We start from the raw sequence: 24,428 nt of genomic DNA on the forward strand, positions 1-24,428 counted from the left end.
TCTAAGATTTATTCCACTCTCAGCACCATGAAACGATTGTTGATTGGTTTGCTAGCCACCGTTGCTCTCCCTGCGGTGGCGCAAACTAGCCCAGCTTCCACAGCAATTACCACAGGAGTTGGAGCCAATGAGAACTTAGCCGCAATGGGCCGGTTGGGAAGCTTTAGCATGGCCGTGCCGTTCGACAACCGCTACATAGGCATGAAGGGCACCCCTTATACCGTGCCACGGTGGCTACCCGGTACCATTTACATGCGCCGTGGGATACAGGCTTCAGACTTACCACTGAAATACGACTCGTTTGGACAGCGCTTGTTGGCACTGCGTCCGTCGAAGGATTCGATTATGGTTGACCTGAATCAAATCGACAAGTTCGTGCTGCGAGAAACAGTTCCGAGTAGTGATGGTAAGCCTGTGGTGCAAACCGAGCGATTATACCAACGCCTGGAGAATCCGCCGGCAGCCATCCGAGATTCGTTTGTTGAGGTATTGTACGCCCGCGACAATGGCAAATACGCCCTATACAAACTGCCACGGAAAATCTTTATCAAGAGCCAACCCGATCAGGGATACAACTCGGGTCGTGACTATAACGAAATCATGGACGTATCTGAGCTATACCTGAAACTGCCTAGCGGTACGCTTGCAAAACTAGCTAAGCCCGGTAACAAGCAACTGGAGGCAGTATTACCAAAGGAGGAGGCAGAGCGCCTAAAAGCATTAAAGCTCAACATCAAGAGCGAGGATGATCTGCGCAAAGTAGTAGCACAGCTCGACACTAAGTAGCGGTTTACGCTGTTTTCTGAACGCGAAAGCGCCCACTGCATTATGCAGTGGGCGCTTTCGCGTTCAGTAAGGCTACTAATTTGTTTTACGTCGCTTTAATGCAAGCTTCCAAGTGTTTGAACTGGGTTCGGATGCAGCAGCTGTAGGCGTGGGCCAATTATCCGGCGGTGCATCTGTCGGCGTCAGAGTTTTATTGGCCTCACCATTATGCAACACCAACTGATCAACGACGCGTGGGTCAGCAGGCTCTGGGTCGCCTAGGCCAGTGATAGTGCGGTTGGGTACCGATGCTAACGTTTGGGCTTGAGCCGCAGCTGAACCAAGCCAAATCAAGCCAACTGCTAACAATGCACGTGAAAACGAGAGGAGCATGCGGCTTGCCTTTATCAATGGTGGGATAGGACAAACCTAGGGGCAGCGCACCAAGCCGTCAATCACACAATGATGTGGTACAGCCAAAAAGGAGGAATTAGTGCGGTATGCGCATGCTTAAGCCCCCGCCAAAAGTGGTACGCTCCGAACCGCCAAGGCTGCGGCCCGCCGTTACATCAAGGCGCAAACCGGGCAGGGGGCGCCAATTTAGGCCTAAGGTAGTACCGTGGGTATAAGTGCCCCGACCAGTACCGTAGCCCTCTGCAAAAAAGCCAAAGCGGTTACCTAAGGGGCCGTTCAGCGCCAGCGTATATAGGAATTGTCCTTGTTTGGTGTCGGCTGCCCGAAAGCCGCTTTGGCTAAAACCCAGGTTGGCCTCAAGCCCGTAGCGCTGCCCAATTTGCTGTGACACCAGCGCCCGCGCGGCGGCTAAGGGCTTTGTTAAGTGCAGGCTCTGGTCGCCGGTTTTCGGTAGGGTAAGCTCCGTCAGGAACACGACTTGTGAACGGGCGTCTTGCTGCGTTGAAGCCAGCCATTTGGCACCTAGGGTGAGAGGAGCTAAGCCGTAAGCTGCTGTCGGCATGCCTTCTTGCACAGGACGAGGCTGCAGATGCAAATAGCTTTGGGCAAGGCGCAGCTCCATGTGGTTGAAAAAACCCACGCGCAGCAGTCCTAGAGAGTTGGTGCTACCTAGTCCAGAGCCCGGCAGCACGCGCTGGGTACCAACCTCCACCTGAAATTGCCCCGGGCGCAGCATGCTGGTGGTTACGGTTTGACCGGGGCGGTCGGGCCGGATGTTGAGCACAAACGGGGCATTCTCGTTGTCGTGCGTCTCCAGCGTTTGGGCCTGTAGGTAACTTGGGGCAACCAGCAGCATCGCGCCGGCGAGCAGGGGCAAGGTGGTCTTCTGCATCCACCCCCGACAGCCAAACCCAACGCAGAGTTCAAGAATGAGGATTGTGAAGAAGCATTTAGCAAAAGCAGTAAACTAAGGCAAGTTTGTTTTGGCTTATTCCGGACTATGCGGGCCTAGCTCCTTTCATCAGCGCACAACCTAGGGGCACGTGAGCCGAAGCTCGGCTGCGCGCAGCATATTTGCAGCGCTATGAAATGGATTTCTACCCGTTGGCTATTGGCCGTAGCCTTGCTCGGATGCATCAGCACTGCCCAAGCACAAATTACCCTCACCGCCCCAGTCGATACTATTTCGCCATGGCGCACCAAGCTGAAAGCTTCGTTGAACATCAGCGAGGCGCTGCTTTCCAACAACTGGAAGGGCGGGGGCGTGAGCTTTGTGGGGTTGAACGGCTTGTTCAACACGCAAGCCAACTACCGCTCGGGCCGCAACAGCTGGGACAACCAAGCCGATTTACTCTTTGCTTTCGCCCAAAACAAAGGCCAGGGCTACCGGAAAAACCTCGACCGGTTGTTTCTGGACACCAAATACGGCTACAGCATCAGTTCCGATTGGGACTTGTTTGCCTCGTTGAACTTGCTGACGCAGTTCGCGCCCGGCTACGAGTACAGCAAAGACTCGACGGGTACCGAGCGGGCCCGCTTTGTGTCGTCGTGGTTTGCGCCGGCGTTTATCACCTCCTCGTACGGGTTCGAGTACCACCCCGCCACGTTCTTTAAGCTGCGCCTCTCGCCGTTTTCGCCGCGCATTACTGTCGTAAACGATCCGCAGCGGTTTTTAGCAACTGTAAGCGACAGCCCATACGGGGTGCGGCCTCCTCGCCAGGTGCGCTACGAGATTTTGGCGCTGCAGGTACTCTCCGAGTTCGACAAGCAAATTATGGAGAACGTAACGCTGAAAGGGCGCTACCTGCTCTTCGCCAACTACGAGAAGCTGAACTGGCGCAAAATCGACCACCGCCTCGAACTGGCCATAACCGCCAAAGTCAATAAGTATATCAACGTTGCCATCACGGGCATCAGCCTGTACGACTACGATCAGGATACAAAAATTCAGGCAAGCCAAACGCTTTCGCTGGGCTTCTTGTACACCTTCCAGAATTATACCGAGCAAAAGTAGCCGCTGCCCTAGGTACTGGGAGGACACCACTGCTCGGACAGCGGCTGTACCGCGGCTTGGCGCTACTGCATGGAGTGCGTTTCAGATTTGGTGGCAAACCGGTTGAGAATGAACTCGGCATCGTCGGCAATGCCTTCGCGCAACCGAAGCACGGCGGCATCCTGCCACTGCCGGAGGGCAAGCGGATCGGCGCGGCGGCCGTTTACCCGATCGGGGTGGCGGTTTAGCCATTGTTGCACATAGGCGCGAGCTTGTTTGTCATCTAAGTTTTGCATGGCTTAGCCCGGGCAGGGAAGGGGTTGCTCGAGCAGGTATTAAGTTACGCTCTTGTGCGAGCAAAGTCCAATGTCAATAAGCTGATAATGATCATGTAATAGGGCGAATATTGTTGATGGTCATCAGCGTTTGACTACCTAGGTGCTTGCGGCCACCAACAACTAAAACAGCCCGGCGCAGCAATGCGCCGGGCTGTTGCGTTTCGGCTCGATAGCGATGTTAGCGCTGGCGGCCGCGGTCATTCGTGTCGTTGTAGCCGCGGCCCTGGTTCCGGTTGCGGTCGTCGTCGTTGGGGCGGCGCTCGTCGCGGTTGTCGTGGGTGCGGTTGGTGCGGTTACGGCTGTTGTCGTCGTACAGCGAGCTGGAGTAGTCGTTGCCGTAGCCAAACTCCTGTCGGCTGTTGCGGTCGTCACGGTCGCCGCGGCGGTCGTCGCGGTCTTCGTAGCCGCTGTAGCCACGCCGGTCTTCGTAGCCGCTGCGCTCGTTGTTGCCGCCGCGGTTGTCTTGGCCGTAGTCGCTGCCGTAGGGGCTGTGGCCGCGGTCGGAGAAACCGCGTGAGTATTGGTCGCGGCCGCGCGAGGCCTCGTTGCCACGCACGCGGGCATCGTCTTGGTTGTAGTCGCGCGGGGTTATGCCGCCGGGGCGCTGGTGCTGGAAGTGCACATAGCTAGGTGCGTCGTCTTGCCGGGTAGCATACTGGCGCCGGTCGTTGTCGTCGGGGTAGCCCCGGAACTGATCATTATCGCGGGTGTAGTACTGAAACTCGCCGCGCTGCTGCGCGGCCCGGCCGTAGCTGCGGCCTTGGTCCTGATCGAAGTTACCCGAAGTGCGGCGCCGGTCGTCTTCGTCCTCGTAGCGGCTACGGTTGTTGCGGTAGTCCTGCTCGCGGTGTTGGTCTTGGCCGGGGTGCGTCTGGTCGCCTTGGTTGCGGCCCTGGTTATTTTGGCCGTAGGCGCCTATGCGGCCCGACGAAGCATAAGAACTACGTCCCGATTCGCCTTCGCGGCTGTGGCCGTAGTTGCGTTGCTCGTAGGTGTCGCCTTGGCGGCCACCGCGGCTATCGTTGTGTTCGTATTGGTTGCGGCCGCGTTCGTCGAAGTCTTCGGTCCGGAGCTTTTGATGATGAGCCATGGGTGCGAATGGGTTTTGGTTGACCCATACTTTTACCCCGCCGCAACGCAGCAGGTTGCGGATAATTACAAGCTCAACAGGATGTTAAGAGTTGTTTACCTGAGCCGAATCGTGCTCCAGAGCCATCTGCAAATTGGCCGCGAAGCTAGCCCTGAACAACGCATTATCGGCTAGCTCGGGGTGCTCCAGAAAAAAGGCGTCGGCCAGCAAATCAGCCGTGTCCTCGGGGGGCAGCATCTCCCACAGTACCGCCGGAAACCGGCGCTGCCAACGCTCCTCGCCCGTGGCGAGGCAGCCAAGCACCACCGTGAGGTAGCCCGGGCCATAGTCGATGCGGACGGAGATGGGGGAGGCCATTATGCACTGACTTACGAGGGCGTAAATAACGCAGAAACTGCCGATGATTGCCCACGCATGACAAAATGGTAACACGCCCAATGGCAGCTAAAGCCTTCTGCTGCTATACCGCAGCCACAACAGTGTTCAAGATGGTAGTTGGCTGAGCCGCCCTCCTCGAGGCAAGCCTGTGTCAACGAGTTAAGGTTGGTGCCTAGGTGTCCCACCTTCATTTAGATATAAGGCAACAAACGCCCCGGAGCAATTCAGCCTGCGACCTAGTGCATTACTTTTTAGTAGGCCTTGCTATCCTCGCACAGCTGTACAAGCAGTGGCCGAATCATAGCTAACGTTGGGTGCAATACTATCACTAGTATCACTTAGTAAGATAACAAGCAATGCTGATGCATAAGTGAGGAGAAAGGCTTTAACTCGATGGTTATCAGTAGCACTAACTCAGTGCGCAAAAGCTTGCAAGCCGGAAACCGGTAGCAGTAGATCATTGCATTATTTCTATGGGCTTATCATTTTCGATGCATCAGGCATGAAAAAAACCGGCTGGTTGGCCGGTTTTTCTGGATTGGATACCCAAGGGCGCTTAGTCATCCTCGTAATCAAGCCCCAGGAGCTGGTTTAAGGCTTGCTGCAGCTCCGATGCCGCGTGCATTTGCCCGGCACGGCGCGCCACAACCAAGCCCGCCCGAAATATTTGTTCGGCTTCGGCTGCTTCGCCTAATTGCTGCTTTAGCTTGCCAGCGTGGTAGTAAGTGCCCACGTAATCAGCATGTTCGGCAAGCAGCTTTTGGTAGAATTGCCAAGCATTGTCGAGGTTGCCAGCCGAACGATACTCGGTGGCAATGGCGTATAAGGTGAACGGGTCGTTCGGATCTTCTTCGTAGAAGGCCAGCAATTGCTGGAGGCGGCTCGGGGAGGTTTCCATCGGCAGGATTTTCCAGTATCTTCGGCCCGAAATTAGGGGCTTCCCCGCATCTTTTGACTTATAAGCAGACCTGATGAAGTTCCTCGTTTGCATCAGCAACGTTCCCGACACTACCACCAAAATCACGTTCACGCCCGATAACAAGGAGCTGAATAAAGCTGGCGTCCAGTTTGTGATTAACCCTTGGGATGAATATGCCCTCACTCGCGCCATTGAGCTGAAGGAACAACTCGGCGGCTCTGTTACGGTGCTCAACGTAGGGGAAGCTGACACCGAACCCAACATCCGCAAGGCGTTGGCCATTGGCGCCGACGACGCCATCCGCGTAAATGCCAAGCCCACCGATGCATTCTTCGTAGCGCAGCAGATTGCTGCCGTTGCCAAAGATGGCGGCTACGATGTAATCCTGATGGGTAAGGAAAGCATTGACTACAACGGTTTCCAAGTACACGGCATGGTAGGCGAACTGCTCGGCATTCCGACGGTAGCCCCAGCTATGAAGCTGGATATGAGCGGCAACACCGCTACGCTGGAGCGCGAAATTGAGGGTGGCAAAGAAATCGTGGAGGTGCAAACGCCGTTCGTGGTTTCGTGCCAAGAGCCCATGTGCGAGCCCCGCATCCCGAACATGCGCGGTATCATGACGGCCCGCACCAAGCCGCTGAAAGTGGTAGAGGCTACTGGCCAAGGTGCTGCTACGCAGGTTACGGAGTACGCGCTGCCGCCCAAGAAGCAAGGCGTAAAGCTGATCGATGCCGAAAACGCTGGCGACCTGATCCGTTTGCTGCGCAACGAAGCCAAAGTCATCTAACAAGTTTAAGAGTTTGTGGGTTAGCAAGTTAATGAGTTGTTCTTCCATCGATAGAGCAACCATTCGGTGCACGCAATTTCCCACATCACCTCGTTCTCTTAAACTGCTTAACTCTTAAACTCGAAAGACTGTGTCTGTACTCGTAGTAGTAGAATGCGATAAGGGCGAAGTAAAAAAGTCTTCGCTCGAAGTGGCCTCGTACGGGGCGCAAGTAGCTCAAGCCCTAGGCACCACCGCAACGGCCATTGCCGTAGGCGAAGCCTCCGAAGCTAGCTTGGCTAGCCTGGGTGAGCAGGGCATCAGCAAAGTGCTGTACGACAACGAAGCCCGCCTGAAAGAATTTGTAAACGGTGCCTACACCAAGCTCATCGCGGCAGCTGCCGAGCAGGAGCAAGCGCAGGTAATCGTGCTGGCCAACAGCAACATTGGTACCTCGGTAGGTTCGCGCCTGGCTGTGCGCCTGCAAGCTAGCTTGGCTACCAACGTAGTAGAGCTGCCCCGCGTAGAGGGTGGCAACTTTATCGTGAAGCGTGGTGCTTACTCGGGCAAGGCTTTCTCGGATGTGGTGCTGCTCAACGACCGCAAAATTATTGCGGTGAAGAAGAACAGCATCGAAGCGCTGCACAACGCCGGCCAAACCGCTCAGGTGCAGTCGTTCTCGGCTCAGCTGGCTGATACCGACTTTGCCGATGCCCCCAAGCAGGTGATCATGCAGGAGCAAACCGGCGGTGTGCCGCTGCCCGAAGCCGACAAGGTAGTATCGGGTGGCCGTGGCATGAAAGGCCCGGAAAACTGGCACCTCATCGAGGACCTGGCCAAGGCCCTCGGTGCTGCTACTGCCTGCTCCAAGCCCGTGTCGGACGTTGACTGGCGCCCTCACCACGAGCACGTTGGCCAGACGGGTATCACTGTATCGCCGAACCTCTATATTGCTTGCGGCATCTCGGGTGCTATTCAGCACTTGGCGGGTGTTAACTCCTCCAAAGTCATTGTCGTTATCAACAAAGATCCGGAGGCTCCTTTCTTTAAAGCGGCTGATTATGGCATCGTAGGCGACGTATTTGACGTATTGCCCAAGCTGACCCAGGCCGTTAAGGAGCTTGGTTAATGTGCTGATGTGCTAAGGTGGGGCGGGGTTGGCGCATGCGCTGTTCCTGCCTCACCAGCTCTTAGCACAGGCAGCCATTAATCCATTTGCACATTCCTTCTCCCACTCCGTGAAGAAAATCCAGCTCGAAATACTGGGCTTATCCTCCAGCCAGTCGCAGTCGGGGTCGTTTGCTCTGATCCTGGGCGAGCGGCACGGCAACCGGCGCCTGCCCATCATCATCGGCATGTTCGAAGCACAGAGCATTGCCATCCAGATCGAGAAAATCAATCCGAACCGTCCGCTCACGCACGATCTGTTCAAGTCGTTTGCCGAGCAGGTACACGTGAGCATTCTTGAAGTGCTCATTTCCGACCTGAAAGAAGGCGTGTTCTACTCCAAAATTGTGTGCTCCGACGGAGCTACCACATTTGAGTTGGATTCGCGGCCTTCCGATGCCATTGCCATTGGCTTGCGTTTCGGAGTGCCGATCTACACTGTGGAAAGCGTGATGAGCGAAGCCGGCATTATCCTTTCGGATCTCGACGAAGGTGCCGAATCGGACGATGACGACGATGACGACGACGAGGAAACCACCAGCAACCGCACCGAGGTTGCCGAAACCCGTGAACCTAGCGGGCAGGTTTCGCTCGACGAACTAACTAAAATGCTGGCCCAGGCATTGGAGCGCGAAGACTACGAGAAAGCGGCCAAAATCCGCGACGAGTTGAACAAGCGCAACGGCGGCAAAGAGTAATTTGCATTAGTGCAACCAGCCTGCTGCGGCCTGCTTCCGAATAGGGAGCAGGCCGCAGTTTTTTGGAAGTTCAGGCTGCTTGTGTTGCCTCTGCGCACCTAGGTGCCCCGGCCACTGCTGCGCGCACATGCAGGTAAATCATTAGAATTGCGCCTTCGTTACCAAGCCACTACTTCAATCCCTATGTCCGCCCCCGAAAACACCGCTGCCGACCAGGACCTGCGTTACCCCATTGGCCACTATACCTTGCCCGATCAGCCGCTTACCGCCGAGGAGCGTGCCGTGTACATTCAGCAGCTAATGGCGTTGCCAACCGAGCTACGCCAAGCCCTCGATGGTCTCAACGGTATTCAGTTCGATACGCCGTATCGCCCGGGTGGGTGGTCGGTGCGCCAGGTGCTTCACCACGTGCCCGATTCGCACCTGAACAGCTACATGCGTTTCCGGCTCGCACTTACCGAAGACAACCCCACCATTAAACCTTACGACGAGGCCGGCTGGGCCGAACTGCCCGATATAGCCATTGTGCCGCCCGATGTGTCGTTGATCCTGCTCGATGCCCTGCACGCGCGCTGGGTAGTGCTCATGAGCCAACTCACCGACGAGCAGTGGCTGCGCACTTGGTATCATCCCGGCATGCAGCAAACCATTCGCCTCGATCAGGCCTTGGTGATGTATGCGTGGCATGGCCGCCACCACGTGGCTCACATTACCAGCCTGCGTAAGCGCATGGGCTGGTAGTGCACCAAGGCAATACGGCCCAGTACAGCGCTGCAAACGAGAGCGGGGCACCCGAACTTGGTTCGGATGCCCCGCTCTCGAATTTCATCTGCTAGGGCTATTGGGCCACTATCCCGTTACTCGCCTTGGATAGGCTCGCCAACTGAGGTTTCGATGGTACCACCTTCTTGCTCCACCTTTTTGGCGGCCCGTACAAGGCTGCTGCTGAAGATAAAGTCTTTTAGCTCGGGTACTTGGGCGTTGAGAATTTCATCCTTGGTGCCATCCCACAGCTTCAGGCCCTTGTGCAGAAATACGATATGGTCGCCAATTTCCACCACCGAGTTCATATCGTGAGTGATGATAACGGTAGTGATACCGTACTCGTGGGTGATTTCGTAGATCAGCTCGTCGATTTTGATGCTCGTGAGCGGATCGAGGCCGGAGTTAGGTTCATCGCAGAATAGGTAGGTGCAATTGGGAGCAATGGCCCGTGCAATGCCCACCCGCTTTTTCATACCGCCCGATAACTCGGAAGGCATTTTAAGGCCGGCATTTTCAAGGCCCACACGCTTCAGGCAAAACTCTACCCGGTCGCGGCGCTCTTCCTTGCTCATGTCGGGCGTGAGCATCTGCAGTGGAAACTCCACATTCTCGAACACGTTCATCGAGTCGAATAAGGCAGAAGCCTGAAACAGCATTCCGATCTGCTTCCGGATTTCCTGCCGGATTTCGATTTTGTTGTTCGTGAAGATAGTGCCGTCGAAGGTGATGGAGCCAATATCGGGCTTCAGCAAACCCACAATGCACTTGAGGAGCACTGATTTGCCAGTGCCCGAGCCGCCTAGCACAAGGTTGCACTTGCCCGTTTCGAAGGTGCAGGTGATGCCCCTAAGAATCGGCGTATCGCCGAAGTTCTTGTGTACGTTGTGTACTTCAATCATGGTGGGTAGGGCTTAGGTAGTAGCGAGTTGGGGCTTGGGAGCTGGGTAGTTAATCTGCCGCCAACCCAAGTTCCTCAGACCTAAAACCTCTTACAAAAGCGTGTAGGCCAGTACAAAGTCGCCGACAAGTATGGCAATAATGGAGTGGGTTACAGCCGTGGTGCTGCTGGCGCCAACCTCGAGCGCACCGCCCTCGGTAAAAAAGCCGCGGTACGCCGAAATAGACGACACCAGAAAGGCAAACACCACCGACTTGATGAGGGCAAACGTAATGTTGTAGGGAATGAATGCGTCGCGGATTCCTTCAATGTACTCTTGCGCCGACAGTGCTCCCGAGAGCGTACCGGCCAGGTAGCCACCTAGAATAGACAGCACCATGGCCAGGATTACCAGCAACGGAAACGTGATGATGGCTCCCAGGATGCGCGGAAACACTAGGTAAGAAGTGGAGTTGATTCCCATTACCTCGAGGGCATCGATTTGCTCGGTGATGCGCATGGTGCCCAACCCGCCCGCAATGCTGGAGCCCACTTTGCCGGCCAGCACAATGCTGGTGATGGTGGGGGCCAACTCCAGAATTGTCATTTCGCGCACCATAAAGCCGATCGTAGCCTTTGGGATAAGCGGATTGGTGAGGTTGTACGCAATTTGCACGCACGTTACGGCCCCAATAAACGCAGCCACAATGCTGACGATGAACACTGAATCGATGCCGATGCTCACGGCTTCGTCGAGGGTGCGGTTCCAGAGCACGCGCACGCGTTCTTTGCGCACGAGCATGCTCTGCAGGAAAAGCAGATATTGGCCGAAAACTTTGACCATAAACCTTGGCTGACAAAAAAAATGAAGAGCAACGTGCCACAGCTGCGGCACGCTTCCCGCTCACATACGTACGAACGGCGAAACAATCTTACGGCTTATGCAGAAAACAATTGTAGTGACGGGTGGCACCAAAGGCATTGGGAAGGCAATTTTAGCTCGATTTGCCCAAGCAGGCTTTCAGTTGGTGACGTGTTCGCGCTCAACCGACAGCCTTGATGAGCTGCGCGAGGATTTTCAGGAGCGCTTTCCGCAAGCAACACTGCACGCCTTGGCCGTCGATCTGAGTCGCCCCAACGAGGCTCGCCGCTTCGTGGATTTTGTGCTGGGCCTAGGTACTACCGTTGATGTGCTGGTAAACAATGCCGGGTACTTTATCCCCGGTCGCTTGCAAGATGACGCCGCAGACGGTTCTACCATGCGTGAGATGCTGGCTGTAAACCTGCTTAGTGCCTACGATGTTACGCGCGGCCTGCTACCGCACATGTTGGAGCAGGAAGCAGGGCATATTTTCACGATGTGCTCCACGGCCAGCATCACGGCATACCCCAACGGTGGGGCTTACGGAGTAGCCAAATTTGCCCTTTACGGCATGACGAAAAACCTGCGCGAGGAGCTAAAGCACTCCAATGTGCGTGTTACGGCCATACTGCCTGGCGCTACCCTTACTGCCAGTTGGGAAGGCGTTGACTTACCCGCCGAACGATTCATGAAAGCCGAAGACGTAGCCGAAGCTGTGTACGGGGCGTACAGCCTTTCGCCGCAAGCTGTGATTGAGGAAATCCTGATGCGCCCGCAGTTAGGCGATATTTAACGCTACGCTGTCATAAAGGCACTCATTGGTCCCGCTGAGCCTCATTGAAGCTGTTCTGCCGCTTCGCCTCGGCCGCTAACTCCAGAACGTTATTCCGAGCTTGTCGAGGAATCTTGCGTGCTGATGCTAGGCAGTTATTACTATCCAGCGAATGTCTCGCCTGCCGCTCAACATGATGAGCTGGAGTAAATGCAGCGAAGCAGGAGGAATGCTTCGGCGGAGCTCAGCATGACGTTCGGGCAAATACCGCGCGTTACAAACAAGTGGGGACGCGGTAGCAGTCTACTCCGCTACGGCTTTGCCTTTGCCAGTAACCTTCACATCCTTTTGCGCAGGTGGGCCACTGTAATACAACGTGCCCGTACCGGCTACCTGCGCACCTAGGAAATCAATAGTACGCACGTAAGCGTCGCCGTCGCTGAGCTTATCGAGATGCACGGAGGCGCGTTTGGTGGTAAGGTCTTTGGCGAACAGACGCCCTAGGTCGCCCACGGTGGCAATCAGCTCAGTGGAGTGGCCGCTAAGCTTCATGTCGCCCAATTCGTACAGATCAACCCACAAGTACTTGCTCTCCACGTTGAACTCTAGGTCGCCGGCGCGGGAAAGGTGCAGAAAGAGGGTATCCTGCCGGAAGGTACCTTCGGTGCGCATGGTTTTCTCCCCCACATGAAACACGTCGGTGAGGCGTGGCACGTGCAGTGTTACCTGGTGGGGTACATCGTAGCGGCGTACCCAGTTGCAGCGGCTGGTGTTGCTGATGGTGAGGGTGCCATCCTGCACTTTCAACTCCAGGTCTTCTTGCAGATTGCGGCCGGTACGCACCTCTGCGTAGGTTTCGGTATCCTGCACCACGGTTACTTCTACGTTGTCGTAGAGGCGCAGCACGTTAAAGGCGGGCAGCTCGCGCCGCTCGGTGCTTACGGAGCCGCTGCTTTTAAAACAGTCGCCTTCGTGGTCTTTGCGGCAACCTAGGAGCAGCAACGGCGCCCCCAACAGCAGGGCCTTAGCTGCGTATGCCCTTACCCATGGCCGTGCTTTATCTTGCGCGGCCTTTACCAACGAGCTCAACACTTTTTCCAACCAGAAGTCTATGGATCTGAACGGCAAGGTAGCCATTGTCACGGGCGTCAGCAAAGGGATAGGCCTGGCCACGGCGCAGTTGTTGCTTGAGCGCGGAGCCATAGTAGCCGGCTGGGGCCGCCGCGCGCCGGAAAACTTCAAGCACGAGCGGTTTCAGTTTTTCGAGTGCGATGTGCGCAACGAGTTGTCGGTGCAGGAGGCGTATACCAACACGCAGCGCGAGCTAGGGCAGCAGGTAACGGTACTCGTGAACAATGCTGGTCTGGGTATAGTAGGTGCAGTCGATGGCTTTCGGTCGGAGGATTGGCACACCATGTTCGATACCAACGTGCACGGCATGTTTTACTGCACCAAAGCCGTGTTGCCGCAAATGCGCAAGCAGCAGTTGGGCCACATCATCAATATTTCGTCCATAGCTGGCCTCAACGGCATCGAGATGATGGCGGGCTACTGCGCCACCAAATACGCGGTGCGCGGCTTTTCGCACTCGCTGTTTAAGGAGGTGCGCCAGGATGGCATTAAGGTTACTTGCCTCTATCCCGGCTCTACTCAAACCAACTTCTTCGACGACATCCCTGGCACCACCGCCAACCCCTCGATGATGCAACCCGAAGACATTGCCGGTGCCATTGTGTACGCTATCGAAACGCCGTTCAACTTCCACATCGTGGATATGGAAATGCGGCCCTTGCAGCCGAAAAAAGGCTAATGCACGATGCTCTGGATCTGGGCTTTATCGTGGGTGCTGCTGTGGTACAACCTGCGCCAGTGGCGCCGGGCTTTGCCGGAACGAAGGCGGGTGCAGGCGCTGTTTGTGCTGCTTGCGGCGGCATGGCTCGTGCTGCTGGGCTTGTGGGTGATAGTGCCGCTGGTGGCGTCGTGGATAGGGGAGGCTTCCTTGCACCGGCGCTAACTCGCTAGGTGCCCAGTGCAGCAATGAGCAACTAACGCAGTACTTTCGCCCTTCCTATGGTTGAAATCCAACATTTGACCAAGCTTTTTGGTACCCAGGCCGCCGTCAACGACATCAGCTTTTCGGCCGGCCGGGGCGAAATCCTAGGTTTCCTGGGCCCCAACGGCGCCGGCAAAAGCACCACCATGAAAATTGCCACCGGTTACCTGCCGCCCAGCGCAGGCACGGTGCGCATTGCCGATTTCGATGTGGCGCAGCACCCGCTGGAGGTGCGCCGCCGCGTGGGGTACTTGCCCGAGCACAACCCGCTCTACCTCGATATGTACGTGCACGAGTACCTCGATTTTATCGGGCGGGTGCACGGCTTATCGGGTGGTGCGCTGCGCGAACGGGTGAAAGAGCTGGTGGCCCGCGTAGGCCTCACGCGCGAGCAGAACAAGCAAATCGGTGCCCTTTCCAAAGGCTACCGGCAGCGCGTAGGGTTGGCCCAGGCGCTGGTACACGACCCGCAGGTGCTTATTCTCGATGAGCCCACCACCGGCCTCGACCCCAACCAGATTGGCGAAATCCGGCAGCTTATTCGCGAGCTAGGGCAGGACAAAACCGTCATTTTCAGCACGCACATTTTACCCGAGGTACAAGCCCTCTGCGACCGGGTGGTCATCATCAGCCGCGGACAGCTCGTGGCCGATTCGCCGGTGCGCGACCTAGGAGCTCTGGCTAAAGGTGAAACCATTATCCGTGCCGAGTTCGAAGGTGCTATTGACCCAACGCCGCTTCGGCAGCTACCGGGCATCAAAGCCGTGGAGCAAGCGGCGGGTGGTGTATGGGTTATCCGCACCGATGGCAAAGGCGACCACCGCCGCGCCATTTCGCAACTGGCGGCCCAACAAGGGTGGTTGCTCCTAGGTCTGCGGCAAGAAGAGCAGTCGTTGGAGCAGGTGTTCCAGCAGCTAACTACCTCCACCAAATCAGAAAAGTGAGAACGTCATGCTGAGCTTGCCGAAGCATCTCTACCGGCTTCGTTTAAGTTGGTATCCGGCGAAGCGGTAGAGATGCTTCGGCAAGCTCAGCATGACGACCTGATGCTATTTGGCATCAGCCAAGTCCCTCCTTATCAGTGCTAAACAGCGGTTCATGTTCGCCGTCCTTCGCAAAGAATTCAACGCCTTCCTCAACTCGCCGGTAGCCTACGTGGTGCTGGGCGTTTTTCTGGTGGCCACAGGCTTGTTCGTGTGGGTATTCCCCGATAGCTCCGTACTCGACTATGGCTTTGCCGATCTGCAAACGTTGTTCAACCTGGCCCCCTGGATCTTTCTGTTCCTGATTCCGGCCATTACCATGCGCACGTTTGCCGAAGAGAAGAAGGCCGGCACCATTGAGCTGCTGCTTACCCGCCCGCTTACCGATGGGCAATTGGTAGGAGGGAAGTACCTGGCTTGCCTGCTGCTGGCGTTGCTGGCCCTGGTGCCCACGCTGCTCTACTACTACTCGGTATACCAGCTCGGTTCGCCGGTAGGCAACATCGATTCGGCGGCGTTTGCTGGCTCGTTAATTGGCTTGGCGCTGCTCGCGGCCATTTTTGCGGCTATTGGCGTGTTGGCTTCGGCCCTCACGCGCGACCAAATCATTGCCTTTTTGGTGGCCGTGGTAGGGTGCTTTCTGGTGTACTCGGGCTTCGATTCGCTGGCCTCGTTGTTCGAAGGCTCCACAGCTTACTACATCGGCCAGTTGGGCATTGCCGCACACTACCGCGACTTGAGCAAAGGCCTCGTCGACTCGCGCGACGTGCTGTATTTCCTATCGGTGGTAGCGGGCATGTTGCTGGCTACTCGCCTCGTACTCCAAAGCCGTAACTGGTAACCTGCCGGACCCTCTGACGCATGGAAACGACTCCCGCCGCCACGCCCGCACCCGTTACCGCAGCTGCTCCGGCCTCGCGCAAGCAGCGCGATTTGCTGCGCTTCGGCCTGGTTCTCCTAGGTCTGGTACTGCTCAACTTTATCGGGCAGCAATTCTTTTTCCGCCTCGACCTTACCGAGGACAAACGCTACAGCATGTCGCCGGCAACGGAGCAGCTGCTGGAGCAAATGCCCGAGCCCGTAACCGTTACGGTGTACCTGGCCGGCGACTTCCCGCCCGCGTTTCGGCGCCTGTCGCAAGCCACGCGCGAAACCCTCGACGAAATGCAGGTGCACGCCGGCACCAAGCTGCGCTACGTATTCGTCGACCCTTCGGCCGCAACCTCCGAAGCCGACCGCCAGAAGGAGTACCAGCGCCTCATTCAGAAAGGGCTGAACCCAACCAACCTAGGGGCCAACGAAAACGGCAAGCGCGTCGAGAAGATCATCTTCCCGTGGGCTACCGTAACGGTAGGCAGCCGCGAAGAAAACGTGCTGCTACTGCGCGGCAACCAAGCCGCCCCGCCCGATGTGCGCCTTAACCAAAGCATCGAAGGCTTGGAGTATGAGCTAGCCAGTGCCATACGCCGCCTGGAGCCGGGCCAGCGCAAGCTCATTGGCATTGTGGAAGGCCACGGCGAGCCCGACAACGCGCAACTCTACGACCTGATTGCCACGTTGCAGCGTGACCACAACGTGTACCGCATCGACCTGAACAAGGTAACCGAGCAGAACATGAAGTCCTTGTCAGCGGTGATTGTGGCCAAGCCCGAGCGCGCTTACACCGAGCCCGAGAAATACAAGCTCGATAAGTTCATCACCGAAGGCGGCCGGGCCTTGTTCTTCGTAGATGCCATGCGCGTGAACCTCGACAGCGCCAACCGCGGCGGCATGCTCTCGTTCCCGCTCGATCTGAACCTGACCGACCTGCTGTTCACGTACGGCGCCCGCGTTAACGGCGACTTGATTCTGGACATCAACTCGGGGCTGATTCCGCTGGTAACGGGCATGACGGGCAACAAGCCCAACGTAGAACCCATGCCGTGGCAGTTTTACCCGATTGTCAACGGCTACAGCCCGCACCCCATCGTGCGCAACCTCGATGCGGTGTACCTGAAGTTTGTCAGCACCATCGATACGGTGAAGGCCAAGGGCATTCGCAAAACGCCGCTGATGTACACCTCGCGCTACACCCGCGTGCTGCCCGCGCCCGTGCCCATCAACCTGAACGACGCCCGCCTGCCCCCCGACCCAAAGCTCTACACTAGCGGCCCCAAGCCCGTAGGCTACCTGCTCGAAGGCCAGTTCCGCTCGTTGTTTGCCAACCGCGCCAAGCCCGGGACCACGCAATTTGTGCCGGTGCAAAGCCCACAAGCCAAGCCGAGCAAAATTATGCTCGTGTCGGACGGGGATTTGGTGCGCAACGATGTGGACCCCAAAACCGGCCGCCCCGTACCCTTGGGCTTCGACCGCCTGGCTACCACCCGCTTTGCCAACCGCGAACTGGTGCAGAACGCCGTGGACTACCTGCTCGATGAAACCGGTCTGATTTCGGTGCGCGGCAAGGAAATCACGCTGCGCCCGCTCGATAAGGTGAAAGTGAACTCAGAGAAGAGCAAATGGCAACTGCTGAACCTAGGCGCCCCATTGGCGCTGCTGGCTGGCTTTGGGTTGGTGCGTGCTTGGTTGCGCAAGCGCAATTACGCATCGTTTGCGAGCGAATAGGTCTGCTACTTGGCTTTCAGATTGGCAATTGCCTTTAAGAACTTTGCGCGGTTGCGGGCGCTGGTCATCCAAGTAAGCAGGCGACTCTCAAAGCTTTGGTTGGCCCAGCCGTACTTCGTTGAGCCACGGCTGCGCAGCTTCGCGCCGATGAAGTCTTCCAAGAACTGCAGGTGCTCGTAGTTGTAGGCAAACAGCACGTTCTCAACTATTGCGGTACGCAGCCAAAGCGGTAGCCTGAAAAACGGATCTACCGGCGCGCCTATCAGCATACCCGAAATTCGCTGCTTGACCGGCTAGGTGTACGAAACACTGGCCTTGCTGCTCGACGCCTAGCTCAGCCTACGTGCAAGGCGCGTGAAGCTGCGGTTTTGTGCTTCGGATTCGATGATGGCTTGCCTTCGCACCTAGGGCACTCCACGTAAATGGTGCTCAGAAATGCACCTAAATACGTTGGTACGGAACGGTATCAATCAAGGCTCATGCCGCTACAGCCGCACCGTGTCGCAAACCACAAACGAGGTGAGCAATTCGTGCAGCGAAGGTCCCTCATGATCGGCCACAACGGCTAAGGGATGCTTGCCCTTGGGGTTGAAGTAGCCAGTAAGGTTGGCTAAGTCGTCGGCGTTTACGGGCACATACCCCATCGACCATTCCGTGAAGCTACGCTCGGTAATGGGGCCATCGGCCAGGCGTGTTACGTTATGGTGGCGGGCATCGCGGCTGATCCGGCCGAAGATGTACGCAACTTCTTCCTCGGTGCCTTCGAGTACTTGCAAAATGTTGCCACCACTGTAGAGCAGCACGCCCGTGAGGCCATGCGCCGCATTCCAGGCGCGCGACTGCATGAGTAATGCCTGCAGCTCCTGCTCGCTGAACTCGTTGGTAGCGGAGCTTTGGTACACTAAATGGTGAAGAGTAGGCTCGCTCATGTGATGAAAAAAGGCTTAGGAGGTCATTGATAAGCCGAGGTGTAGCAGCTTAGTGCAGTGAAGTGGTGTGGCCTAACAATAACATCAAATTGCTGCGCTTTTCAGCTATTCGCAAGGCAAGCAGTGTGCAGCAAGTGCTCTTGTATATTGATTTTTATATGTTTTGTGGCCTTCTACCGAACTAAACCAGTAATGGTTAGCATATTGTCGAGGTTTTTTTGTTTTGTTGTTCTACATTAAGCCTCGTCAGCAGCCCTTGGGCAGCTTCAATGCCAGCAAAAACGATTGCGGAGCGTGTTTTTACTTTCTGAAAACTCCCCGCCAGCTTCCTATCTTTGCTCTCTACAGTCAGAACCCTTCCCAAACCCCCGTATGAAGTTCATCGTCTCGTCTTCGGCGTTGCTAAAGCAGCTCCAGAGCATCAATGGTGTCGTCACGAACAATCCCGTGGTGCCCATCCTAGAGAACTTTCTGTTTGAAATTGAGAACGGGAAGCTGACGATTACCGCCTCCGATTTGGAGACGAGCATGATTACCGAGTTGCCGGTAGAAGCCCGCGAAAGCGGCCGCATTGCTGCGCCGGCGCGCATCCTGCTCGACACTCTGAAGAACCTGCCCGATCAGCCGGTTACCTTCACCATCGACGAGGAAACCTACGGTATCGAAATTGCCTCGGCCAACGGTCGCTACAAGCTCGCGGGCGAAAACGCTACGGATTTTCCGCGAGTACCCGTAGTGAAGGGTTCGGCTCCGGTTGAGATTCCGTCGCAGGCACTGCAGCGGGCCATCAACAAAACCATTTTCGCGGTAAGCACCGACGAGCTGCGCCCCGCCATGACGGGCATTTTGGTGCAGCTGGCCGATGGGCAAGTAACCTTTGTGGCTACCGATGGCCACCGCTTGCTGCGCTACCGCCGCCAGGATGTGAACCCCGGCCAAACGGCCAACCTCATCATCCCGCGCAAAGCCTTTAATCTGCTGAAGGGTGCGTTGCCCTCCGAAGCAACAACGGCGCGCATGGAGTTCAACCAGTCGAATGCGTTCTTCTCGTTCAACCAAATGCGCCTCGTGTGCCGCCTCATCGACGAGCGGTATCCCGACTACGAAAATGTTATTCCGGTTTCGAACCCGAACAAGCTAATTATCGACCGCGCCCAGTTCCTGAACTCGGTTAAGCGTATCGCCATTTACTCGAACAAAACCACGCACCAGGTACGCCTGCGCTTGGCCGGTTCGGAAATGACGGTTTCGGCCGAAGACCTCGACTTCTCTAACGAAGCCAACGAAAAGCTGCCTTGCCAGTACGACGGTGAGGATATGGAAATCGGCTTCAACGCGCGTTTCCTGATTGAGATGCTCTCGAACATCGACTCGGAGGAAATTACCCTCGAGCTGAGCACCCCGAACCGTGCTGGTTTGCTAATGCCGACCCTGGCCGACGACAACGAGAACATCCTGATGCTGGTAATGCCGGTGATGCTCAACAACTACGTGTAACCGCACGCAAGTACTACCTCTGTCATCCTGAGGCGTTAGCCGAAGGCCCCTCTCACGTCGGATTGTATCCATCCGGTCCTAGGTCGTTCAGACGTGATAAGGTCCTTCGCTGGGGCTCAGGATGACAGCCTTTTTTACCCGCCACTTACCAGACGACTTTCAACCGTCTTTTTACCATGAAGAAATCCGAAATCCGCTTCAGCATTGCGCTTGACGACCAGAACATTCCGGAAGCCATTAGCTGGAGTGCTACCGATGCCGGCGCCGATATCAATTTTGCCAAGGCCATGAATATCAGCATCTGGGACCGGGAGCAACTTGGTACCATGAAGATTGACCTTTGGACCAAGGAGATGCCTGTGAACGAGATGAAGCGCTTCTACGTGGACATGATTGGCTCTTTGGCCGAAAGCATTGTGGCCGCTACCAACGACGAATACATGGGCGCCAAACTGCGGGCCCTAGGTAAGGAAATGGCCCAGCACGTAGAGCAGGAAGAGCGCAACCAGAAATAGGCTCTCAGCCTAGCAACACGCAAAGAAAAAGCCCGCTTAGCAGCTGCTAAGCGGGCTTTTTCTTTGTATCGGCATCAACTAGCGCCCACCACCCGAGGTAGGCTTGTTGTTGTCTTTGGTCTGCGTAATGGTAGCACCTTTGGCGCTAGCCGGAAGCGGGTTCTGCACGGCTTTTACGAGCATGATGTCGGTGGCCTGAGCAGCGTAGTCCTTGTCGTATTTGTAGTACATGGGGCGGCGGCCGTAATAGTCGCTGTACTGATCGGTAGTTAATACGGCGCGCAACTCTTGGTCACGCTCGCGGCACACGCCCTGGCATTGCTCATCAATCAGTTTGTTGTTGCCAGCATACCGCGTTTCAATGGCGGCCATCTTGGCAACTTTATCCTGATTGATGGCGCGGAGCTTGGTGGTTTGGTAATTGTTCAGACGCAGCTCGCGGGCCATCTGGTCGGAAAGACGCTCGGCGCGTTGCTGCACAACGGGGTTCTTTTTAGCCGATGGTTGCTGTGCTTGCGCACCGAGTGCCATACCCGATGCCAGCACAGCCGTAGCAATCATCTTTATGGTAGTCATGGCAAGTATCGTTGAGGGCCTAAGCCGCTGAAACAATGGTTGGGCCGCCGAAGCAACCTACGCTTCTTCCTAACGAAAAAGTGTGCCAGGCAGTTCGGCTTTCACCGGCAAACTAGTAAAAACCAAACCGGCTGGCTTCTGCTACATACGTGCAAAACGCCAGCCGGTTGACGGTCAAGTACTTAATTAGAACTTGTTCATCCACATCATCGACTCCACGGGTTTGTCGGTGCGGGCGTTGTACTTAGCATTGGGCTTGCGGTTGTAGTAGTTTTGGATGGCTCCTTCGACCGCAAAGTAGATAAGCTGGCCAATGGGCATACCGCGGTAAATGCGCACGGGCTGCGTTACGCTGATTTCGAGCGTCCAGGTGTTGGAGAAGCCCACGTCGCCCTTGCCAGCGGTGGCGTGGATATCGATACCCAGGCGGCCTACCGAGCTTTTGCCTTCCAGGAAAGGCACGTGTGCGTGCGTCTCGGTGTACTCCTCGGTTACGCCCAGGTACAAGGTTTCGGGCGTGAGCACAAAGCCTTCCTCCGGAATTTCAAACACATCAATCTGATTGTGCTTGCGCGCATCAAGCACATGGTCGCGGTAGGTAGCCAGGTAACGGCCTAGGTGCACATCGTAGGAGTTGGTGCCCAGGCAAGCGCGGTCGAAGGGTTCGATTACGATGGTGCCGCGCTCCATCTCGGCTAGGATTTGCTCGTCGGTAAGAATCATTGGGGGAGAGGTATTGAATCCGAAAGGGCAGAAGCTACATTGATACAAGCATTGCTTCGGCCCCTGGCTTCAGGGTGTGGCGAAGCACCTAGGCTTCGTCGTCTTCGTAACGGTCGGTGGGCAGCACCATGGCGGTGCGGCGTTTCGGGGCAGCCTCCGCGGGTTCCTCAGCGGCTTCTTCCTCGTAGTCGGGCTCGGTTGTGAGGGCATTGATCTGAGCCCGCATGCCAGGGATTACCGACATGGTGAGGTAAAGCATCAGCGCCAGCGAAAATACCGAGCACAACAGGGTGGTGTAATCAACCCAGTCGTGGGCCGGCTTAACAGTGTTCTCGCCGAAGGTGCGTGCGGGGCGGCTGATCATTGGGTTGCTCAGGCTCTCTTCCGCTACGGCATCGGGGTTGGGCTGCGGGTCCTCAAGGGGTTTAGCAACGGACTCTTCAGCCTGGGCATCTACATCGGCCGGGGGCACATTGGCCGCATCGGCCATAAGTTCCTCCGGAGCGGGGTCTTGCGAGGCGTTGAACTGAGCGCTGGCCTGCTTGATGTAGCGCTGCAGCGAATGGATGAGCGCCACGCGCTCGTCGCGCGGCAACACCCGGATGAAGAACTCAAAGTTGCGGTCGACCAGCACGCTGTTAAGCTGCTTCTCGAACTCAGCCAAATCGGTGCGGCCTTTGCCAAAACGCTGCTTGTACCGCTCGGCTACGCTGTTGTAGTTGCGGAACAGCGTTTTCAGGTCTTCGCGGCCGGCGTAGTCGTCGAACTCCTTGCGGGCCTTGGCCGTGCGCAGATTGACTGGGTACTTGCGGCGCGTAAAGGACTTGTCGTAGACGGTTTCCATCGTGCGGAAGTTGATTTCGTCTACGGCGCGGTCGAAGAGTTGCTTGTTTTGCGCAGCGGTGTTCTCGGATTGGGCACGCAACCCCATCGGCACAACCAGCAGCACAAGCAGCAAGCTCCAAAACCCAAAACAGTAACGGTAAGGCATGGGCAACAGGCAAACAGTTTTCCGGGCAAAGGTAAACTGCTGAGCCTATTGATGCAGTGCTTTATTTGATTCCTTGCCGGCGCGGGAGAAATTCAATGCTGGTGAGCCTGACGCCCTAGGTGCGTAAAGCCGTCATCCTGACGAAGGAGGGCCTTATTACATGGGATAGTTTTCACTACCTCATGTAATAAGGCCCTCCTTCGTCAGGATGACAAGGTTGGTGGGCTTGCTTACAGGCCGTGTGCTTCGCGCATCGATTCGCGGCAGGCGCTTAGATAAAAGTCAACGAGGTCGTCGGTAACGGCGGTGCTCACAAACAGGGCCTCGAACTGCGAAGGGGCCAGGTACACGCCGCGGTTGAGCATGGCCCGGAAGTAGCGGCCGAATGCCTCCAAATCGGAGGTTTTAGCCGAAGCCAAATCAGTTACGGGCTGCTGCGTGAAGAATACGCTCCACATCGAGCCCACGCGGTTTACGGTGTAGTTAAGGCCCAACTCGGCGGCAATTTCGTAGGTGCCCTCGGCGAGGCGGGCACTAGTGCGCTCCAGTTGCTCGTACACCTCGGGGTGCTCGTTGAGGTAGCGCAGCTGCGCCATGCCGGCGGCCGTGGCAATGGGGTTGCCCGAGAGCGTACCTGCCTGGTACACCTTGCCGGCCGGAGCTACGTTGTCCATAATCTCGGCACGGCCGCCGTAGGCACCCACCGGCATGCCACCGCCGATGATCTTACCTAGGGTCGTCATGTCGGGCTGAATGCCGAACAGCTCCTGGGCGCCGCCGCGGGCTAGGCGGAAGCCCGTCATCACTTCATCGAAAATGAACACGATGCCGTGCTTGGTGCACAGCTCGCGCAGGCCTTGCAGGTAACCTTCGGCGGGCGGCACCAAACCAATGTTGCCTACTACCGGCTCCAGAATGATGGCGGCAATTTGGTTGGGGTTGACAGCAATGGCCTGCTCCACGGCGCCTAGGTCGTTGTAGGGCACCGTAAGGGTGTCTTTGGCAACGCTCTCGGTTACGCCGGGCGAATCGGGCGTACCCAAGGTGAGGGCGCCCGAGCCAGCCGAAATCAAGAACGAGTCGCCGTGGCCGTGGTAGCAGCCTTCAAACTTCAGGATTTTGTCGCGGCCGGTGTAGCCGCGGGCTACCCGAATGGCCGACATAGTGGCCTCGGTGCCGGAATTTACCAAACGCACTTTCTCTACGCTGGGCACCATCTCGCAAATCAGCTCGGCCATTTCAACCTCGCGGCGCGTAGGTGCACCAAACGACAACGAATCGGGCAAAGCACGCTGCACAGCTTCCAGCACGATCTGCGGCGCGTGGCCCAAAATCATAGGGCCCCACGAGTTGATGAAATCAAGGTAGCGGTTGCCGTCTACATCGGTCAGCCACGCGCCCTCGGCTGATTTCATGAACACGGGGTGGCCACCCACGGCGCGGAAAGCGCGCACGGGCGAGTTGACGCCGCCCGGAATCAGGTCTTTAGCGCGGGTGAAAAGCTGGTCGCTGGTAGCGAGGTTAAGGTCGGTTGCTTGCTGCATAAGTAGGTAACAACGTACGGGCGCGGTTTGTCCCGCCGAAGTGCAGGCAAAGGTATACGGTAGGTAACTTTATTAAGGGCAAATAGAGCAGCCGTTCCCTTAGCTGTCATTGCGAGCAAAGCGAAGCAATCGGTCCTGGGCAGGGTACGACCTTTCACCCAGCGCTAAACGAAAACCTGTACGCGGACTTGCAGAGTCCGCGCTAC

The 24,428-nt window shown here is 56.7% G+C and carries 28 protein-coding genes; 14 read left to right on the plus strand and 14 right to left on the minus strand.

Features of this window, described 5'->3' with window-relative positions:
- The first annotated feature begins 27 nt into the window (after nucleotides 1–27).
- Nucleotides 28–786 carry a hypothetical protein gene (locus ASU33_RS11345; protein WP_149867169.1) on the plus strand — a complete coding sequence of 253 codons (759 nt, stop codon included), beginning with the start codon at nucleotides 28–30 and terminating at the stop codon, nucleotides 784–786.
- Nucleotides 787–1,255: 469 nt separating this feature from the next.
- Here ASU33_RS11345 and ASU33_RS11350 read toward each other — a convergent pair whose 3' ends face one another.
- The gene (locus tag ASU33_RS11350) at nucleotides 1,256–2,071 is read right to left on the minus strand and encodes a transporter (RefSeq protein WP_059070963.1); all 816 of its coding nucleotides are present in this window, start codon (nucleotides 2,069–2,071) and stop codon (nucleotides 1,256–1,258) included.
- A 192-nt stretch (nucleotides 2,072–2,263) separates the two neighbouring features.
- On the opposite strand from ASU33_RS11350, the gene ASU33_RS11355 reads away from it, so the two are divergent.
- Nucleotides 2,264–3,193 carry a DUF3078 domain-containing protein gene (locus ASU33_RS11355; protein ID WP_059070964.1) on the plus strand — a complete coding sequence of 310 codons (930 nt, stop codon included), beginning with the start codon at nucleotides 2,264–2,266 and terminating at the stop codon, nucleotides 3,191–3,193.
- A gap of 62 nt (nucleotides 3,194–3,255) precedes the next feature.
- Here the strand turns inward: ASU33_RS11355 and ASU33_RS11360 are convergent, their stop codons facing one another.
- The 4 genes from ASU33_RS11360 to ASU33_RS11375 form a co-directional block, all read right to left on the minus strand.
- Nucleotides 3,256–3,468, minus strand: a complete 213-nt coding sequence (locus tag ASU33_RS11360) for a hypothetical protein (protein WP_059070965.1) — start codon at nucleotides 3,466–3,468, stop codon at nucleotides 3,256–3,258.
- A gap of 220 nt (nucleotides 3,469–3,688) precedes the next feature.
- Nucleotides 3,689–4,600 carry a hypothetical protein gene (locus ASU33_RS11365; RefSeq protein ID WP_059070966.1) on the minus strand — a complete coding sequence of 304 codons (912 nt, stop codon included), beginning with the start codon at nucleotides 4,598–4,600 and terminating at the stop codon, nucleotides 3,689–3,691.
- A gap of 84 nt (nucleotides 4,601–4,684) precedes the next feature.
- On the minus strand, nucleotides 4,685–4,957 hold the full coding sequence (locus tag ASU33_RS11370) for a hypothetical protein (protein WP_059070967.1): 273 nt from the start codon (nucleotides 4,955–4,957) through the stop codon (nucleotides 4,685–4,687).
- Nucleotides 4,958–5,534: 577 nt separating this feature from the next.
- Entirely contained in the window at nucleotides 5,535–5,876 is a 342-nt protein-coding gene (locus ASU33_RS11375; RefSeq protein ID WP_059070968.1) for a hypothetical protein, read from the minus strand.
- 73 nt (nucleotides 5,877–5,949) lie between these two features.
- Here ASU33_RS11375 and ASU33_RS11380 point away from each other — a divergent pair, with 73 nt between their 5' ends.
- The 4 genes from ASU33_RS11380 to ASU33_RS11395 all read left to right on the plus strand — a co-directional run bounded on the left by ASU33_RS11380 (nucleotide 5,950) and on the right by ASU33_RS11395 (nucleotide 9,272).
- Nucleotides 5,950–6,687 carry an electron transfer flavoprotein subunit beta/FixA family protein gene (locus tag ASU33_RS11380; protein WP_059070969.1) on the plus strand — a complete coding sequence of 246 codons (738 nt, stop codon included), beginning with the start codon at nucleotides 5,950–5,952 and terminating at the stop codon, nucleotides 6,685–6,687.
- A gap of 130 nt (nucleotides 6,688–6,817) precedes the next feature.
- On the plus strand, nucleotides 6,818–7,795 hold the full coding sequence (locus ASU33_RS11385) for an electron transfer flavoprotein subunit alpha/FixB family protein (RefSeq protein WP_059070970.1): 978 nt from the start codon (nucleotides 6,818–6,820) through the stop codon (nucleotides 7,793–7,795).
- 109 nt (nucleotides 7,796–7,904) lie between these two features.
- Nucleotides 7,905–8,531 carry a bifunctional nuclease family protein gene (locus ASU33_RS11390; protein WP_059070971.1) on the plus strand — a complete coding sequence of 209 codons (627 nt, stop codon included), beginning with the start codon at nucleotides 7,905–7,907 and terminating at the stop codon, nucleotides 8,529–8,531.
- 183 nt (nucleotides 8,532–8,714) lie between these two features.
- Entirely contained in the window at nucleotides 8,715–9,272 is a 558-nt protein-coding gene (locus ASU33_RS11395; protein ID WP_059070972.1) for a YfiT family bacillithiol transferase, read from the plus strand.
- A gap of 116 nt (nucleotides 9,273–9,388) precedes the next feature.
- Here ASU33_RS11395 and ASU33_RS11400 read toward each other — a convergent pair whose 3' ends face one another.
- The gene (locus tag ASU33_RS11400; RefSeq protein WP_059070973.1) at nucleotides 9,389–10,195 is read right to left on the minus strand and encodes an ABC transporter ATP-binding protein; all 807 of its coding nucleotides are present in this window, start codon (nucleotides 10,193–10,195) and stop codon (nucleotides 9,389–9,391) included.
- 90 nt (nucleotides 10,196–10,285) lie between these two features.
- Nucleotides 10,286–11,017, minus strand: coding sequence for an MlaE family ABC transporter permease (locus tag ASU33_RS11405; protein WP_059070974.1), 732 nt, complete (start codon nucleotides 11,015–11,017; stop codon nucleotides 10,286–10,288).
- Nucleotides 11,018–11,114: 97 nt separating this feature from the next.
- Between ASU33_RS11405 and ASU33_RS11410 the strand changes: the two genes are divergently transcribed.
- Complete coding sequence (locus tag ASU33_RS11410; protein ID WP_059070975.1) at nucleotides 11,115–11,828, plus strand: SDR family oxidoreductase; 714 nt, start codon at nucleotides 11,115–11,117, stop codon at nucleotides 11,826–11,828.
- Between the two features lie 282 nt (nucleotides 11,829–12,110).
- On the opposite strand, the gene ASU33_RS11415 is transcribed toward ASU33_RS11410, so the two are convergent.
- Complete coding sequence (locus ASU33_RS11415) at nucleotides 12,111–12,899, minus strand: GIN domain-containing protein (protein WP_286130556.1); 789 nt, start codon at nucleotides 12,897–12,899, stop codon at nucleotides 12,111–12,113.
- Between the two features lie 19 nt (nucleotides 12,900–12,918).
- Here ASU33_RS11415 and ASU33_RS11420 point away from each other — a divergent pair, with 19 nt between their 5' ends.
- The 5 genes from ASU33_RS11420 to gldG all read left to right on the plus strand — a co-directional run bounded on the left by ASU33_RS11420 (nucleotide 12,919) and on the right by gldG (nucleotide 17,447).
- Nucleotides 12,919–13,617, plus strand: a complete 699-nt coding sequence (locus ASU33_RS11420) for an SDR family oxidoreductase (protein WP_059070977.1) — start codon at nucleotides 12,919–12,921, stop codon at nucleotides 13,615–13,617.
- Nucleotides 13,618–13,623: 6 nt separating this feature from the next.
- Nucleotides 13,624–13,821, plus strand: coding sequence for a hypothetical protein (locus ASU33_RS11425; protein WP_059070978.1), 198 nt, complete (start codon nucleotides 13,624–13,626; stop codon nucleotides 13,819–13,821).
- A 56-nt stretch (nucleotides 13,822–13,877) separates the two neighbouring features.
- Nucleotides 13,878–14,804 carry a gliding motility-associated ABC transporter ATP-binding subunit GldA gene (gldA, locus tag ASU33_RS11430; protein ID WP_059070979.1) on the plus strand — a complete coding sequence of 309 codons (927 nt, stop codon included), beginning with the start codon at nucleotides 13,878–13,880 and terminating at the stop codon, nucleotides 14,802–14,804.
- A 154-nt stretch (nucleotides 14,805–14,958) separates the two neighbouring features.
- Entirely contained in the window at nucleotides 14,959–15,684 is a 726-nt protein-coding gene (gene gldF / locus ASU33_RS11435) for a gliding motility-associated ABC transporter permease subunit GldF (protein WP_059070980.1), read from the plus strand.
- 20 nt (nucleotides 15,685–15,704) lie between these two features.
- Entirely contained in the window at nucleotides 15,705–17,447 is a 1,743-nt protein-coding gene (gene gldG, locus ASU33_RS11440) for a gliding motility-associated ABC transporter substrate-binding protein GldG (protein WP_059070981.1), read from the plus strand.
- Between the two features lie 5 nt (nucleotides 17,448–17,452).
- Here the strand turns inward: gldG and ASU33_RS11445 are convergent, their stop codons facing one another.
- Nucleotides 17,453–17,716 carry a hypothetical protein gene (locus tag ASU33_RS11445; protein WP_059070982.1) on the minus strand — a complete coding sequence of 88 codons (264 nt, stop codon included), beginning with the start codon at nucleotides 17,714–17,716 and terminating at the stop codon, nucleotides 17,453–17,455.
- Nucleotides 17,717–17,932: 216 nt separating this feature from the next.
- Complete coding sequence (locus tag ASU33_RS11450) at nucleotides 17,933–18,376, minus strand: BLUF domain-containing protein (protein WP_078063071.1); 444 nt, start codon at nucleotides 18,374–18,376, stop codon at nucleotides 17,933–17,935.
- Between the two features lie 372 nt (nucleotides 18,377–18,748).
- Here ASU33_RS11450 and dnaN point away from each other — a divergent pair, with 372 nt between their 5' ends.
- Nucleotides 18,749–19,873, plus strand: coding sequence for a DNA polymerase III subunit beta (dnaN, locus tag ASU33_RS11455; protein ID WP_059070984.1), 1,125 nt, complete (start codon nucleotides 18,749–18,751; stop codon nucleotides 19,871–19,873).
- A gap of 176 nt (nucleotides 19,874–20,049) precedes the next feature.
- Nucleotides 20,050–20,388: a gliding motility protein GldC gene (gene gldC, locus ASU33_RS11460; protein WP_059070985.1), complete on the plus strand. Its 339-nt coding sequence runs from the start codon at nucleotides 20,050–20,052 to the stop codon at nucleotides 20,386–20,388.
- Between the two features lie 78 nt (nucleotides 20,389–20,466).
- Here the strand turns inward: gldC and ASU33_RS11465 are convergent, their stop codons facing one another.
- From ASU33_RS11465 to hemL, 4 genes are all read right to left on the minus strand, one after another.
- The gene (locus ASU33_RS11465) at nucleotides 20,467–20,964 is read right to left on the minus strand and encodes a DUF4890 domain-containing protein (RefSeq protein ID WP_149867172.1); all 498 of its coding nucleotides are present in this window, start codon (nucleotides 20,962–20,964) and stop codon (nucleotides 20,467–20,469) included.
- Nucleotides 20,965–21,150: 186 nt separating this feature from the next.
- On the minus strand, nucleotides 21,151–21,687 hold the full coding sequence (dcd, locus tag ASU33_RS11470) for a dCTP deaminase (RefSeq protein WP_059070987.1): 537 nt from the start codon (nucleotides 21,685–21,687) through the stop codon (nucleotides 21,151–21,153).
- An 88-nt stretch (nucleotides 21,688–21,775) separates the two neighbouring features.
- On the minus strand, nucleotides 21,776–22,678 hold the full coding sequence (locus ASU33_RS11475; RefSeq protein ID WP_059070988.1) for a hypothetical protein: 903 nt from the start codon (nucleotides 22,676–22,678) through the stop codon (nucleotides 21,776–21,778).
- Between the two features lie 230 nt (nucleotides 22,679–22,908).
- Nucleotides 22,909–24,222 carry a glutamate-1-semialdehyde 2,1-aminomutase gene (gene hemL / locus ASU33_RS11480; RefSeq protein ID WP_059070989.1) on the minus strand — a complete coding sequence of 438 codons (1,314 nt, stop codon included), beginning with the start codon at nucleotides 24,220–24,222 and terminating at the stop codon, nucleotides 22,909–22,911.
- Between the last annotated feature and the right edge of the window lie 206 nt (nucleotides 24,223–24,428).

It is taken from the genome of Solirubrum puertoriconensis (genome assembly GCF_001483135.1).
GTDB lineage: Bacteria > Bacteroidota > Bacteroidia > Cytophagales > Hymenobacteraceae > Solirubrum > Solirubrum puertoriconensis.

What these genes read in the sequence shown, in the direction of transcription:
- dcd (WP_059070987.1), bottom strand. Translation starts at nt 21,687, where the DNA reads ATGATTCTTACCGACGAGCAAATCCTAGCCGAGATGGAGCGCGGCACC.
- hemL (WP_059070989.1), bottom strand. Translation starts at nt 24,222, where the DNA reads ATGCAGCAAGCAACCGACCTTAACCTCGCTACCAGCGACCAGCTTTTC.
- ASU33_RS11380 (WP_059070969.1), top strand. Translation starts at nt 5,950, where the DNA reads ATGAAGTTCCTCGTTTGCATCAGCAACGTTCCCGACACTACCACCAAA.
- ASU33_RS11475 (WP_059070988.1), bottom strand. Translation starts at nt 22,678, where the DNA reads ATGCCTTACCGTTACTGTTTTGGGTTTTGGAGCTTGCTGCTTGTGCTG.
- ASU33_RS11410 (WP_059070975.1), top strand. Translation starts at nt 11,115, where the DNA reads ATGCAGAAAACAATTGTAGTGACGGGTGGCACCAAAGGCATTGGGAAG.
- ASU33_RS11370 (WP_059070967.1), bottom strand. Translation starts at nt 4,957, where the DNA reads ATGGCCTCCCCCATCTCCGTCCGCATCGACTATGGCCCGGGCTACCTC.
- ASU33_RS11405 (WP_059070974.1), bottom strand. Translation starts at nt 11,017, where the DNA reads ATGGTCAAAGTTTTCGGCCAATATCTGCTTTTCCTGCAGAGCATGCTC.
- gldA (WP_059070979.1), top strand. Translation starts at nt 13,878, where the DNA reads ATGGTTGAAATCCAACATTTGACCAAGCTTTTTGGTACCCAGGCCGCC.
- ASU33_RS11350 (WP_059070963.1), bottom strand. Translation starts at nt 2,071, where the DNA reads ATGCAGAAGACCACCTTGCCCCTGCTCGCCGGCGCGATGCTGCTGGTT.
- gldG (WP_059070981.1), top strand. Translation starts at nt 15,705, where the DNA reads ATGGAAACGACTCCCGCCGCCACGCCCGCACCCGTTACCGCAGCTGCT.
- dnaN (WP_059070984.1), top strand. Translation starts at nt 18,749, where the DNA reads ATGAAGTTCATCGTCTCGTCTTCGGCGTTGCTAAAGCAGCTCCAGAGC.
- gldF (WP_059070980.1), top strand. Translation starts at nt 14,959, where the DNA reads ATGTTCGCCGTCCTTCGCAAAGAATTCAACGCCTTCCTCAACTCGCCG.
- ASU33_RS11365 (WP_059070966.1), bottom strand. Translation starts at nt 4,600, where the DNA reads ATGGCTCATCATCAAAAGCTCCGGACCGAAGACTTCGACGAACGCGGC.
- ASU33_RS11360 (WP_059070965.1), bottom strand. Translation starts at nt 3,468, where the DNA reads ATGCAAAACTTAGATGACAAACAAGCTCGCGCCTATGTGCAACAATGG.
- ASU33_RS11445 (WP_059070982.1), bottom strand. Translation starts at nt 17,716, where the DNA reads ATGCTGATAGGCGCGCCGGTAGATCCGTTTTTCAGGCTACCGCTTTGG.
- ASU33_RS11400 (WP_059070973.1), bottom strand. Translation starts at nt 10,195, where the DNA reads ATGATTGAAGTACACAACGTACACAAGAACTTCGGCGATACGCCGATT.
- ASU33_RS11425 (WP_059070978.1), top strand. Translation starts at nt 13,624, where the DNA reads ATGCTCTGGATCTGGGCTTTATCGTGGGTGCTGCTGTGGTACAACCTG.
- ASU33_RS11355 (WP_059070964.1), top strand. Translation starts at nt 2,264, where the DNA reads ATGAAATGGATTTCTACCCGTTGGCTATTGGCCGTAGCCTTGCTCGGA.
- ASU33_RS11420 (WP_059070977.1), top strand. Translation starts at nt 12,919, where the DNA reads ATGGATCTGAACGGCAAGGTAGCCATTGTCACGGGCGTCAGCAAAGGG.
- ASU33_RS11375 (WP_059070968.1), bottom strand. Translation starts at nt 5,876, where the DNA reads ATGGAAACCTCCCCGAGCCGCCTCCAGCAATTGCTGGCCTTCTACGAA.
- ASU33_RS11465 (WP_149867172.1), bottom strand. Translation starts at nt 20,964, where the DNA reads ATGACTACCATAAAGATGATTGCTACGGCTGTGCTGGCATCGGGTATG.
- ASU33_RS11395 (WP_059070972.1), top strand. Translation starts at nt 8,715, where the DNA reads ATGTCCGCCCCCGAAAACACCGCTGCCGACCAGGACCTGCGTTACCCC.
- ASU33_RS11345 (WP_149867169.1), top strand. Translation starts at nt 28, where the DNA reads ATGAAACGATTGTTGATTGGTTTGCTAGCCACCGTTGCTCTCCCTGCG.
- ASU33_RS11450 (WP_078063071.1), bottom strand. Translation starts at nt 18,376, where the DNA reads ATGAGCGAGCCTACTCTTCACCATTTAGTGTACCAAAGCTCCGCTACC.
- gldC (WP_059070985.1), top strand. Translation starts at nt 20,050, where the DNA reads ATGAAGAAATCCGAAATCCGCTTCAGCATTGCGCTTGACGACCAGAAC.